Origin of the sequence: Leifsonia shinshuensis (genome assembly GCF_013410375.1) — a bacterium.
Lineage (GTDB): Bacteria > Actinomycetota > Actinomycetes > Actinomycetales > Microbacteriaceae > Leifsonia > Leifsonia shinshuensis.
Genome location: NZ_JACCFL010000001.1, coordinates 3585664 through 3598086, shown reverse-complemented (window position 1 = coordinate 3598086; position 12423 = coordinate 3585664). Strand labels below are relative to the sequence as shown.

The 12423-nt window shown below is 72.3% G+C and carries 10 protein-coding genes; all 10 read left to right on the top strand.

The genetic code is table 11. The annotated features are described in order from the left end of the window. The first annotated feature begins 63 nt into the window (after positions 1–63). Positions 64–483, top strand: coding sequence for a hypothetical protein (locus HNR13_RS17385; protein WP_179607812.1), 420 nt, complete (start codon positions 64–66; stop codon positions 481–483). A gap of 72 nt (positions 484–555) precedes the next feature. After that, the gene (locus HNR13_RS17380) at positions 556–2058 is read left to right on the top strand and encodes a malate:quinone oxidoreductase (protein WP_179607810.1); all 1503 of its coding nucleotides are present in this window, start codon (positions 556–558) and stop codon (positions 2056–2058) included. A gap of 259 nt (positions 2059–2317) precedes the next feature. Next, complete coding sequence (locus HNR13_RS17375; RefSeq protein WP_179607809.1) at positions 2318–3952, top strand: ABC-F family ATP-binding cassette domain-containing protein; 1635 nt, start codon at positions 2318–2320, stop codon at positions 3950–3952. A gap of 31 nt (positions 3953–3983) precedes the next feature. Next, a complete protein-coding gene (locus HNR13_RS17370) occupies positions 3984–5153 on the top strand; it encodes an Rv2578c family radical SAM protein (protein ID WP_179607807.1) in 1170 nt (389 codons plus the stop codon). Positions 5154–5312: 159 nt separating this feature from the next. After that, positions 5313–6506: an ATP-binding protein gene (locus tag HNR13_RS17365; RefSeq protein WP_179607805.1), complete on the top strand. Its 1194-nt coding sequence runs from the start codon at positions 5313–5315 to the stop codon at positions 6504–6506. Further along, positions 6503–7720 (top strand): hypothetical protein, encoded by a 1218-nt coding sequence (locus HNR13_RS17360; protein ID WP_179607803.1) that lies wholly within the window; start codon positions 6503–6505, stop codon positions 7718–7720. The genes HNR13_RS17365 and HNR13_RS17360 overlap by 4 nt, the downstream gene beginning before the upstream one ends. Continuing rightward, a complete protein-coding gene (locus HNR13_RS17355) occupies positions 7717–8397 on the top strand; it encodes a response regulator transcription factor (RefSeq protein WP_179607802.1) in 681 nt (226 codons plus the stop codon). Before HNR13_RS17360 ends, HNR13_RS17355 begins: the two co-directional genes overlap by 4 nt. A gap of 28 nt (positions 8398–8425) precedes the next feature. Then, positions 8426–9100: a thymidine kinase gene (locus HNR13_RS17350; RefSeq protein WP_179607800.1), complete on the top strand. Its 675-nt coding sequence runs from the start codon at positions 8426–8428 to the stop codon at positions 9098–9100. Beyond that, the gene (locus HNR13_RS17345) at positions 9100–10407 is read left to right on the top strand and encodes a UDP-glucose dehydrogenase family protein (RefSeq protein WP_179607799.1); all 1308 of its coding nucleotides are present in this window, start codon (positions 9100–9102) and stop codon (positions 10405–10407) included. Before HNR13_RS17350 ends, HNR13_RS17345 begins: the two co-directional genes overlap by 1 nt. A 116-nt stretch (positions 10408–10523) precedes the next feature. Then, positions 10524–12374, top strand: a complete 1851-nt coding sequence (locus tag HNR13_RS17340) for a DUF4012 domain-containing protein (RefSeq protein WP_179607797.1) — start codon at positions 10524–10526, stop codon at positions 12372–12374. The last annotated feature ends 49 nt before the right edge of the window (positions 12375–12423 follow it).

Sequence of the window (12423 nt, the reverse complement as noted above, 5' to 3'; positions counted from 1 at the left end):
TGACTCTGGATACTAATACTATCTAGTCTTTGGATACCGACACTATCCAACCGAGGAGCCGTCATGCTGCTGCAACCCGCCAGCGCCATCGTCGCCGGCATCGTCCTGCTCACCGTCATCGGCATCGCCTACGGCGGCACCTTCATGCTGCGCGTCGTCACCGGCAAGCAGGGGGCCAACGACCTGCAGAAGTCCTTCTTCCGCGCCGGCCATGCCCACGCCGGCGTCCTCGTGATCCTGGGACTGGTCACCCTCCTGCTGCTCGACGCGGCCAAGGTGACCGGCTGGATGCACTTCGGGGCGATCGGCGTCCTGGTCACCGCCATCCTCATCCCGGCCGGCTTCTTCTTCTCGCCCCTCGGCCGCGACCCGCAGAAGCCCAACGGCGCGATCGCGTTGGTCTGGATCGGGTTCGCCGCGCTCCTGTTCAGCATGGTCGTCTCCGGCGTCGCCCTCATCGTCGCCGGGGCGTCGGCGGCCTAGCCGATGTCTCGATATCGAGACAGATCCTCGCGCGACGACAGGGGATGAGCGCGCTCGCCGTAGGATTGTCTGGTGAGCACTGACCCCATCGACGTCGTCCTGATCGGCGGCGGCATCATGAGCGCGACGCTGGGCTCCATGATCCAGCGCGTCCAGCCCGACTGGACCATCCGCATCTACGAGTCCCTGGGCGAGGTGGCCCAGGAGAGCTCGAACCCGTGGAACAACGCAGGAACGGGCCACGCCGCCCTCTGCGAGCTGAACTACATGCCCGAGGCCCCCGACGGCAGCGTCGACCCCGCCAAGGCCATCAGCATCAACGAGCAGTTCCAGCTCAGCCGGCAGTACTGGGCCTCCCTGGTCGCCGCCGGCCACCTGCCGGACCCGCGGACCTTCATCAACGCGACGCCGCACATGACCTTCGTGCGCGGCCGCGACAACGTGCGCTACCTGCGCAAGCGCTACGAGGCGCTCAAGGACCAGCCGCTGTTCGAGGGCATGGAGTACTCCGAGGACCCGGCGACGATCGGCCAGTGGACCCCGCTCCTGACCAAGAAGCGCAACCCCAAGCAGCGCATCGCGGCCACGCGGCAGACCGCGGGCACCGACGTCGACTTCGGCGCGCTCACCCGCGCCCTCATCGACGACCTGGTCGCCAACGGCGCGGACCTCGCGCTCAACCACAAGGTCCTGAGCATCAAGCGCACCTCCGACGAGCTCTGGAAGATCCGCGTGCGCCACGAGGTCGGCCACACGCCGCACGAGGCCCTCGCGCGCTTCGTCTTCGTCGGCGCGGGCGGCGGCGCGCTGCACCTGCTGCAGAAGTCCGGCATCCCCGAGATCAAGGGCTTCGGCGGCTTCCCGATCTCGGGCCAGTTCCTGCGCACCTCCAACCCGAAGATCGTCGCGCAGCACCAGGCGAAGGTCTACGGCAAGGCCGCGGTCGGCGCCCCGCCGATGTCCGTCCCGCACCTCGACACCCGCGTGGTGGACGGCGAGACCTCGCTGCTGTTCGGCCCGTACGCGGGCTTCAGCCCCAAGTTCCTCAAGAACGGCAGCTGGTGGGACCTGCCCGGCTCGGTCCGCGCCGGCAACCTCGGCCCGATGCTGGCCGTCGCGCGCGACAACTTCTCCCTCATCAAGTACCTCGTCGGCGAAGTGCTGGCCAACCGCGAGAAGAAGCTGAACGCGCTGCGGGAGTTCATGCCGACGGCGAAGTCCGAGGACTGGGAGCTCATCACCGCGGGCCAGCGCGTCCAGGTGATGAAGAAGGACCCGAAGAAGGGCGGCGTGCTCCAGTTCGGCACCGAGGTCATCGCCTCGGCCGACGGCTCGATCGCCGGCCTGCTCGGCGCGTCTCCGGGTGCGTCGACGGCCGTGCCGATCATGGTCGACCTGCTCAAGCAGTGCTTCCCTGACCGCTACGACGGCTGGCTCCCGACGCTGAAGCGCCTCATCCCGACGGTCGGCACCACGCTCAACGACCGCCCGAAGGAGGCCGAGCGCGTGCTCGCGGAGACCGCGGCCGTCCTCGACCTGGCGGACGCCCACGCCGGCGAGGTCGTCCGGGCCTGACCCGCTCCACCCGCAGTCGATCCGTACCGGATGGTACGGATCGACTGGACAGCCGTGCCCGCGACCTGTTATGGTCGTCCACGCTATGAAGTGAGAACCTCCTCTCGTCCCGCGCCCGAGGCGCCGTCGATCGAGTGAGCGACCCCATAGGTCCTGCGCCGCCTGGTATCCCAGCACCGGGCGCTCCGGCGCACTCGCGACGGAAGTCCGCCCGGCGGGAGCCTGCTCCGTTGATGGAGCGCCCGGAAGGTGGTTCGCATTGCCAACACTCACTCTCACCCCGCTTCGCGCCGACGGCGTGTCCGTCCGCTACGGCGACCGGCGCGTGCTCTCCGACGTCTCGCTGACGGTGCCTCCCGGCGCCCGCATCGGGCTGATCGGCGAGAACGGCGCGGGCAAGTCCACGCTGCTGCGCGTGCTCGCCGGCGCCGAGACTCCGGACTCCGGGGTCGTCTCCCGGCCGAAACGGGTCGGCTTCCTCTGGCAGGAGGTCCGCTTCCGGCCCGAGGACACGTTCGCCGCGCTGCTCGAGGACGCCCTCGCCGAGGTGCGCGCCATCGAGCGCGAACTGGAGGCCGCCGCGACCGCGCTCGCCGGGGACGACCCGGCGGCGCACGCGCGGTACGATTCCGCTCTCGCCGCGGCGGAGTTCGCCGAGGTGTGGTCGATCGACGCCCGTCGCGACGCGCTCCTCGACGGTCTCGGTGTCGGCGCCATCCCGCTGGCCCGGCGGCTGGACGAGGTCTCCGGCGGCCAGCGCAGCCGGTTCGCGCTCGCGGCCCTGCTGCTCGGCCGGCCGGAGGCGCTGCTGCTCGACGAGCCGACCAACCACCTGGACGACGCGGCCGCGGCGTTCCTGGAGGGGCAGCTCCTCGGCTGGCACGGTCCGGTGCTCTTCGCGAGCCACGACCGCGCGTTCCTGGACTCGGCGGCCACTGGCCTGCTCGACCTGGATCCGGCGCGCTCCGGCACCACGGTGTTCGGCGGCGGCTACAGCGCGTACCTCGCCGAGAAGGCGGCCGAGCGCGCCCGCTGGGAGAAGCAGTACGCGGACGAGCAGGCCGAGCTCGCGGCGCTCAAGCACGCGGTCGATGTGACCGCGCGCTCGATCGCCTGGTCGGGGAAGGTGCGCGACAACGACAAGTTCGTGAAGTCGTACAAGGGCAATACACTCGACCGGCAGATCAGCCGACGCGTCCGCAACGCCGACGGCCGGCTCGACGAGCTCACCCGCACCCAGGTGCGCAAGCCGCCGAAGCCGCTGAGCTTCTCGGGGATCCCCGCGGGGTTCCAGGCCGCGGGCGAGGAGGCGGGATCGCTGCTGCAGGCGGACGGCCTCCACGTCCCGGGGTGGCTGCGGCTCGGGCGGTTCGCCGTGGAGGCGCAGTCGCGCGTGCTCGTGACCGGCGCGAACGGCGCGGGCAAGTCGACGCTGCTCTCGGTGCTCGCCGGCCGGATCGTCCCGCTCGTCGGGACGGTGCAGCGTCGGCGCGGGCTGCGCGTGGAACTCCTGGAACAGGACGTGCGCTTCGCGGACCCGACCCAGACCCCGCGCCGGATCTACGAGCTGGCGCTCGGGGAGCGGCGCGCGGAGGCGGTGCCGCTCTCCGGCCTCGGCCTGATCGCGGCGCGCGACCTCGACCGGGAGGTCGGGACGCTCTCCGTCGGGCAGCAGCGCCGCCTCGCGCTGGCGCTCATCATGGCCAGGCCGCCGCACGTGTTCCTGCTCGACGAGCCGACCAACCACCTCTCGCTCACCCTGGCGACGGAGCTGGAGCACGCCCTCGGCGGCTACCCGGGCGCCGTCGTCGTGGCGAGCCACGACCGCTGGCTGCGCGAGCGGTGGGCAGGGGAGGTGGTCGCCTTGGACGCCGCGGCGGAGCGGGACGCTTGACGTCCTTTCGAACATATGTTCGAATAGAGCCATGAGGTGGAGCGGGCAGGAGCTGGCGGTGGAGACGCCGTCGGCCCTGCCCGGTCTCGCCCGGCTCAACAACCTGGTGCGGTCGGTGCGCACGCCCGAGTTCGCTGGCATCACCTTCCACGAGATCCTCGCCAAGTCGGCCCTCAACAAGATCCCGGGCGGGGGAGGGCCGATGCCCTTCGGCTGGACGATCAACCCGTACCGCGGCTGCTCGCACGCGTGCGTGTACTGCTTCGCCCGGCCCACGCACAGCTATCTCGAGCTCGACCAGGGCAAGGACTTCGACCAGGAGATCATCGTCAAGGTCAACGTGGCCGACGTGCTGCGCAAGGAGCTGACCAAGCCGAGCTGGGCGCACCACCCGGTCGCGCTCGGCACCAACACCGACCCGTACCAGCGCGCCGAGGGCCGCTACGCGCTCATGCCCGGCATCATCGACGCGCTCACCGACTCCGGCACGCCGTTCAGCATCCTCACCAAGGGCTCCCTGCTCCGCCGCGACCTCGACCGGCTGGCGGACGCCGCGACGAAGGTCCCTGTCGACCTCGCGATGTCGATCGCCGTGTATGACGACGAGCTGCAGCAGTCCGTCGAGCCCGGCACGCCGACGACCAAGGCCCGGCTGGCGACCGTGACCGCCGTCCGCGAGCACGGCCTCGACTGCGGGGTCTTCCTCATGCCGATCCTCCCGTACCTCACCGACACGCGGGCGCACCTTGATGAGGCGCTCCGCCAAGCGAAGGAGGCCGGAGCGACGAGCGTGCTCTACACCGCCCTGCACCTCAAGCCCGGGGTCAAGGAGTGGTACTACCTGTGGCTCGGCCGCGAGCACCCGGAGCTGCTGCCGAAGTACCGCAGCATGTACGGCCGCGGCACCTACGCCCCCAAGGAGTACCGCACCTGGCTCGCGGCACGCATCAAGCCGCTCATCCGGGCGCACCGCCTGGAGCGCGGCCGGGAGGATCCGCTCACCGGCGGGGTGCGCTCGTCGGCGCTGGGGATGCTGCGTGACGGCGAGGGGGAGCGGCGCGTGGTCGATCGGGCAGGCGTCGGGCCCGCGGGCGCCGAGCGGTCAGGGGCCGTGCGGTTCGGGGCGGAGCGGGTCGCCGCGGAGGAGGCGGCGCCGGAGTCCGCGCTGGTGACGCTCGGGGTGCAGCCGACGCTGTTCTGACGGCTCGACTGCGCGCCTGCGCAGCGACGGGGTACAACACGCCGACTCGCCCGGGGTACACAGTCCGCGGGGTTGCTGCCATAATCCCCACTGGGAGCCGCGGACCGGCGGCGCCCACCGGCGTCCCCCCGCCGGTCCCTCTCGCGCCGAAGGAGTCCGGTGTCGCTCGGCCTTCCCAGCCACCTCTCCAGGGCGGCCAACTCCCGCGCGCTGGCCACGGCGGCCCGCTGGGCCGCGCTGGTCTGCCTGGTGATGGCGGCCGTCAACGTCGCCGTCTCGACGGTCGGCGGGACGACCGGCGCGGCCTCCTGGATCAGCACGCTCGTTCTGCTGCCGATGATCGCCCTGCTGATCCTGCAGTCGCGCGGCCGGACCGTCGCGTTCACCGTCGCGTACCTGCTCGTCGGCGCCGTCTGCACCTACTTCTACGTGTACCTGCTCTTCGAGAGCACGCCGACGTACCCGGACACCAACCTGCTCGTCATCGCCCTCCCCGTGGTGGCGATGACCCTGGTCGGCGGAACCGGCACCGGCTCCCTGGTCGGCGTGCTGTGGGCGACGCTCGGGTTCGCCCTCGCGGAGGCGGCGGTCTTCCTGGGGGCGACGGCGGCCGGGCGCGTGTTCCGGCCCGACGCGATCTCGCTGAGCGCCTACCTGCTGCTGGTCGGCATACTGGCCTTCGACGGCCTCACCCGCGGCTCGCGCGCGCGCACCCAGTCGGCCATCCACCGCGCGATCCGCGACGCGCGGCTGGTCGACCTGCGCCGGGAGCTGCTGGCGGAGTCCACAGCCGACCTGCACGACACCGTGATCAGCGAGCTGGTCGCGGTCGCCGCGTCCGAGCCGGGCGAGCTTCCCGCGCGATTGCGGGCGCGCATCGAGTCGGACCTGCGCACGCTCGGCGGCGCCGGCCTCCCCGCCGATGAGGACGTCGCCTCACCCGTGGCCGACACCTGGTACGACAGCGAGCTGCGTCGCGCCATCGAGGACGCGCGCGACGAGGGCCTCGCCGTCGACGTCTCCGGCGACCGGGAGACCGTGGCGCTGCTGGCGGAGGACGCCAGGCGCGCTCTGGGACTCGCCGTCCGCCAGTGCCTGGTCAACGTGCTGAGGCACTCCGGCAGCGCGACCGCGGAGGTCGCCTTCTCGTCGGGCGAGGGGTCGGTGTCCGTGATGGTGGTGGACGGCGGCCGCGGCTTCGTCGTCGGCTCCACGAGCGCCGACCGGCTGGGGCTCCGGCAGTCGGTGCACGAACGCATCAGCGCGGTCGGCGGGACGGTGACCGTCTACTCGGCCGAGGAGGTCGGGACGACCGTCATCATGACGCTCCCGGTCGCGGAGGGGGGCCGATGAACGAGGTGCTGTCCGAGACGATCGTCCACTACCGGTCCACGCCGGTCGAGCGGACCCCGCAGCGGCTCGACCCGCTCGGCGTGCAGTCGGCCTGGCTCCTGGTGCCGCTGCTCGGCGTCGTCGCCGTCGGCTACGCGGTGTTCTCGACCTTCCTCCACCACGACCAGCTCCGGAACCCGGCGCTCGCGGTGTGGGCGATCGCCGTGCTCGTGCTCGCGGTCGTCGTCGCGACCATCCGGACGCACCCGGGGCTCGCGCCGGTCGGCCTCTGGTCGCACCTCGCCATCATCGGCGTCGCGCTGGCCTCCGCGTGCCTGTTCGCCGCCGCCGTCTGGGGGCACAACCAGCGCATCCAGGACGACTGGGGGCAGATCGCCGTCGCCCTGCTGCTCGCCGCGATGCCGCTGTACCGGCCGGTCGCCGAGGTGCTCGCGGTCGCCGCGGTGGCCGCGATCGTGCTGGGCTCCCTCGCCGCGGCGCAGGGAATGTCCCTGATCATCAGCAACCATCCGCTCGTCTACGCCACCGTCGCGGCCACCCCGGTGCTCGCGCTCGCGTTCGGCGGCGCGGGCTACGCCTGGACGATGACCGGCGAGACCCTCCGCTGGCGGGAGGTCGCCCGCGCCGGCCAGCTCCGGCTGGAGGGCGAGCTGCGCCAGGTCGCCCGGCGGATGGTCGCCCAGGAGCGGGCCACCGCGCTGAACGCCGAAGCAGTGCCGTTCCTCACCGGGCTGGCGGCCAGGGGGACCATCACCGACGAGGACCGCGAGCGGGCCAGGGCGATCGCCGGCCGGCTCCGCGCCGCCGCCGTCGAGGCCGTGGAGCGCAGCTGGCTCGCCGAGACCGTCGCGCTCGCGCTCGCCCGCCGCGGCGCGGACGCCGGCTCGGAGGCCGACCGCGCGTCCCGCGTCCACGACCCCGACCGGCTGGAGCAGGTGCTCAGCGAGGAGCAGCGCGCGATCGTCGGAGCGCTCATCGGCACCATCGCCGCCCTCCCCGGGCTCGAGCCGAGGAGCCTCCGGGTGACTGTCGCGGAGCCGGGCTCGCCGGTCTTCCTGGTCACGGCGCGCACGGCGGAGCCGAGGCGCCTGCTGCGCTCGGATCTGGTCCCGTTCCTCAGCGCACTGCGGTCGGCCTCGATGGAGGCCGCCATGCGGGTGAAAGCGGGCGGGCTCACCGTCCGCTTCGCCTATCCTGAGAGGCGAGCACCATGAGCACCAGCACAGCACACCCCGGATCCACCGCACCTCCCATCCGCCTCGCCATCCTCGACGACCACGAGATCCTCCTCGACAGCCTCGCCGCCTGGATCGACCGGAACGCCCCCGACTTCGACCTGGTCGTCCGAGCCGGCAGCTGGCTCGAGCTCGTGCACAGCGACGCCTTCCCCACCGACCTCGTCATCATGGACCTCCAGCTGAGGGAGTCCGTCTCGATCGGCGCCCGTGTGCGCACTTGCCGCGCCGCCGGCGCGAAGGTCGTGGTGCTGAGCGCCGTCGACACGCAGGAGGACCGCGACGCCGCGCTGGCCGCCGGCGCCGTCGCCTACGTCACCAAGACCCAGCCGATGGCCGAGCTCATAGCGGCGGCGCTCGCCGCGGTGGGGCGGGACAGCGCGGCGGGGGAGCCCGCTCCCGCACCCGCCTGGCGGCCGCGGCCGACGGTGCCGGAGGCCTCCCGCCCCAAGCTGAGCGACGGCGAGCGGCAGGCGCTCGTGCTCTACGCGGACGGGCGCACGACCTCCGAGGTGGCGCGCGCGATGAACGTGCAGTATGAGACGGCCAAGACCTACCTGCGCCGGGTGCGCGAGAAGTACGGCAAGGTCGGGAGGCCGACCAGCTCCCGCGCCGACCTCATCCGCCGCGCCGCGGAGGACGGCTACCTCACCTGACGCTCCGGCGCCCGCATAGGATTGCTCCGTGGCAAAACTGTATTTCCGCTACGGCGCGATGAACAGCGGCAAGAGCACCGCCATGCTGCAGGCGGCGTACAACTACGAGGAGCGCGGTCACCGCGTGCTGCTGGCGAAGCCGGCGATCGACACCAAGGGCGACATGGGCATCCTGTCGCGGCTCGGGGTGACCCGTCAGGTCGACTTCCTGATCGCGCCGGAGACCGACGCGTACGGACGCTTCCAGCAGCACCGCGAGCGCACCGTGAAGCGCTACGGCCGCGATGTCAGCGCGCTGCTGGTGGACGAGGCCCAGTTCCTCACCGAGGCGCAGATCGACGACCTGCTCCGGATCGCGCTGCTCGACGACGTGCCCGTGCTCGCCTACGGCATCCGCACCGACTTCCAGACGGTCGCGTTCCCCGGCAGCCGGCGCCTCCTGGAGGTCGCGCACAGCCTCGAAGAGCTGAAGACCATCTGCCGCTGCGGCCGCAAGGCGATCTTCAACGCCCGCAAGATCGACGGCGTCTTCGTCTTCGACGGCGACCAGGTCGCCATCGACGGCGCCTCGGTCAGCTACGAGGCGCTGTGCGGCAACTGCTACCTGGACGAGAGCCAGGGCGTCCTCAACAACGGCCGCCGGCACTGGCCGGTGACCTCGCCCACCGCCTACGACAGCGAACCGGACCCGGACTTCACCTGATGCGCATCTCCGTCATCGGCGTCGGCTACCTCGGAGCCGTGCACGCCGCAGCCATGGCCGACCTCGGCCACACCGTGGTCGGCGTCGACGTCGACGAAGCGAAGATCGCCGCCCTCTCCGAGGCGCGCGCGCCGTTCTTCGAGCCGGGCCTGCCCGACCTGCTCGCCTCGGCCACGGCCAGCGGCCGCCTGCGGTTCACCACCGACTTCGCCGCGGTCGCCGACGCCGACGTCCACTTCGTCGCGGTCGGCACGCCGCAGTCGGCCGACGGCGACGCCGCGGACCTCCGCTTCGTGGACGCGGCCTTCGCCTCGCTCCTGGAGCACGTCTCGCCGGGCGATGTGATCGTCGGCAAGAGCACGGTCCCGGTCGGCACCGCCTCCCGCCTCGCGCAGGTCGTGGCCGAGCGGGCGCCCGGGGCGACGCTCGCCTGGAACCCGGAGTTCCTCCGCGAGGGCTTCGCGGTGAAGGACACCGTCAGCCCCGACCGGCTCGTCTACGGGGTGCCGGAGGGCGAGGCGGGCGCTCGAGCCGCTCGCATCCTGGACGAGGTCTACGCGAGCGCGGTGGCGGCGGGCACGCCGGTCATCGTCACGGACTACGCGACGGCGGAGCTGGTGAAGGTCGCGGCGAACGCGTTCCTGGCCACGAAGATCTCGTTCATCAACGCGATGGCGGAGATCGCGGAGGTCACCGGCGCCGATGTGACGCAGCTGGCCGACGCGATCGGCCACGACGCCCGGATCGGCCGACGCTTCCTCAATGCCGGTGTCGGGTTCGGCGGGGGCTGCCTGCCCAAGGACATCCGCGCGTTCAGCGCGCGGGCGCGTGAGCTGGGCCGGGGCGACTCCGTGCGGTTCCTCGACGAGGTCGACAAGATCAACCTGCGCCGCCGCGACCGCGTCGTGGAGCTCGTGCGCGAGGAGTGCGGGGGCCTCGAGGGCGTGCGCGTCGCGGTGCTCGGCCTGGCCTTCAAGCCGCACTCCGACGACATCCGGGACTCCCCGGCGCTCGACATCGCCATGCGCCTCGCCGACGGCGGAGCGGTCGTCACGGCGACCGATCCCGAGGCGATCGCGAACGCCCGACGCCGCGCGCCGCAGCTCGCGTTCGTCGAGTCGGCGGCGGAGGCCGCGGCCGGCGCGGACATCGTGGTGCTCATCACCGAGTGGCCCGAGTTCACCGGGCTGGACCCGGAGGAACTGGGCGCGCTGGTCTCGCACCGCGTGGTCGTGGACGGCCGCAACGCGCTGGACGCCGAGCGGTGGCGCTCCGCAGGCTGGCGGTTCCGCGGCCTGGGGCGCTAGCCGGCTCGGTTCACCCGCCGCCGCGGTTCGCCTGCCGCTTCGGTTCGCCCCTCCGCCCTCGTTCGGGGGGTTCCCACCCCCTGGGGCAAAAAGTGAGGATTTGTTATCTTTAGCTCATGTCGAACGGTCTCACGGAGGACGGCGCGCCCGTCCCTCCGGTTCGCGCAACGGAGCCGCGGCGCCGCCGCCCGGTGCTCGTCGCCGTCCTGATCGTCGTCCTCATCCTGCTGCTCGGCGCCGGCTGGATCGGCTACCGGGCCTATCTGGCCCGCCAGGAGCTGAAGGCCGCGCTCTACGATGTCGACGCCGCCCGGTCCGCGGTGGAGTCGGGCGACACCGCGAAGGCGCGCGCCATCGCCGGCGACCTGACCCGGCATGCACGCACCGCCGCCGACCTCACCAGCGACCCGATCTGGCGGGCGGGCGAGGTTGTGCCGTGGCTCGGTCCCGACCTCGCCGCCTTCCGCACCGTCGCTGCCGCGACGGAGACGCTGTCGACCCGGGTGGTCCAGCCGCTCGTGACCGTGGCCGGGTCGGTCGATCCGCGCACGCTCACGCTGTCCCACGGCCGCATCGACCTCGCGCCGCTGATCGCGGCCGGACCGGCCGTCGAGAATGCTCGGACCGGGTTCGTCGCGGCCCAGCAGCAGGTCGACGCGATCGACGAGAGCCGGCTCATCGACCCGGTGAACCGCGCGGTCACCCGGATGCGCACCCTGATGGACAAGGCCGGCGGCCAGCTGGAGGCCGTCGCCAACACGGCGAAGCTGCTCCCGGGGATGCTCGGCGAGGACGGGCCCCGCACCTACCTCGTGGTGGCCCAGAACCCGGCGGAGCTGCGCGCCACCGGCGGCCTCATCGGCTCGGTCACCGAGTTCCGCACCGATCACGGCGTCATCACGCTGACCGCCCAGTCGCCGGCCTTCGGTCCGTGGGCGGAGCCCGTCTCCCGCGTGCCCGCGCCGACGACGGCCCTGTTCGGGACCGTCGTCGCGCGGTACCTCCAGGACGCGAACGTGACGCCCGACTTCCCGCTCGCCGCCCGGACCGCGGCGGCGATGTGGGTCCACGACCACGGCGGGGTCGTCGACGGCGTGGTCGCGCTGGACCCGGTCGTGCTCAGCGGGCTGCTGAAGGCCACCGGTCCGGTTTCGCTGCCGACCGGCGACACGCTCACCGCCGACAATGCCGTGCAGGTGCTGCTGAGCGGGGTCTACCAGCACTACGCCCACCCGTCGGACCAGGACGCGTACTTCGCGTCGGCCGCGGCCGCGGTCTTCGGCAAGGTGGCGGAGGGCGGCGTGAGCGGCTCCGCCCTCGTCGGCGTGCTCGCGGACGCCGGGCGGTCCGACCGCGTGCGGATCTGGAGCTCCCGGCCGGCCGAGCAGAGCGTGCTGGCCTCGACGACGCTGGCGGGCGGCCTCCCGGTCTCCACGCCCGACAACGCCGCGCTCGGCGTGTACTTCAACGACGCGACCGGCGGCAAGATGGACTACTACCTCGCGAACTCGGTGTCGGCCGGCGCGAAGGTCTGCCGCGCCGACGGCAGGGTGACCTCGCTGGTCGAGGTGACGCTGGGCAACCGGGCGCCGGCGGACGCCGCCACCACGCTGTCGACGTACGTCACCGGCGGCGAGCTGTTCGGCGTCCCGCGCGGCTCGATCCTGACCAGGATCGCGTTCTACGGTCCGGAGGGCGGTCTGCTCGCCAGCGTGCGCAGCGGCGGAGCGAGCATGGCCTCCGTTACGGGGAGCGACGGCGGACGGCCGGTCGCGGTCGTGGAGGTCGAGCTCAAGCCGGGCGAGTCGAAGACTGTCGACGTCGAGTTCCTGGGGACGGCGCAGAAGCGTCCGGGGGTGACCGTGGCCGTGACGCCGACGCTGAATGGCGACGGCACGACCCCCGTTATGGGGTCACCGAAGGCCATCGGAACCATCGCCGTGCCGTGTGGCCCGGGTGTAAAGTGAGAATTAGTCATTAACTGGCACGTCTGTCCGTTGAGGGGAACGTGAGCCT

What these genes read in the sequence shown, in the direction of transcription:
- HNR13_RS17385 (WP_179607812.1), top strand. Translation starts at nt 64, where the DNA reads ATGCTGCTGCAACCCGCCAGCGCCATCGTCGCCGGCATCGTCCTGCTC.
- HNR13_RS17370 (WP_179607807.1), top strand. Translation starts at nt 3,984, where the DNA reads ATGAGGTGGAGCGGGCAGGAGCTGGCGGTGGAGACGCCGTCGGCCCTG.
- HNR13_RS17360 (WP_179607803.1), top strand. Translation starts at nt 6,503, where the DNA reads ATGAACGAGGTGCTGTCCGAGACGATCGTCCACTACCGGTCCACGCCG.
- HNR13_RS17355 (WP_179607802.1), top strand. Translation starts at nt 7,717, where the DNA reads ATGAGCACCAGCACAGCACACCCCGGATCCACCGCACCTCCCATCCGC.
- HNR13_RS17345 (WP_179607799.1), top strand. Translation starts at nt 9,100, where the DNA reads ATGCGCATCTCCGTCATCGGCGTCGGCTACCTCGGAGCCGTGCACGCC.
- HNR13_RS17340 (WP_179607797.1), top strand. Translation starts at nt 10,524, where the DNA reads ATGTCGAACGGTCTCACGGAGGACGGCGCGCCCGTCCCTCCGGTTCGC.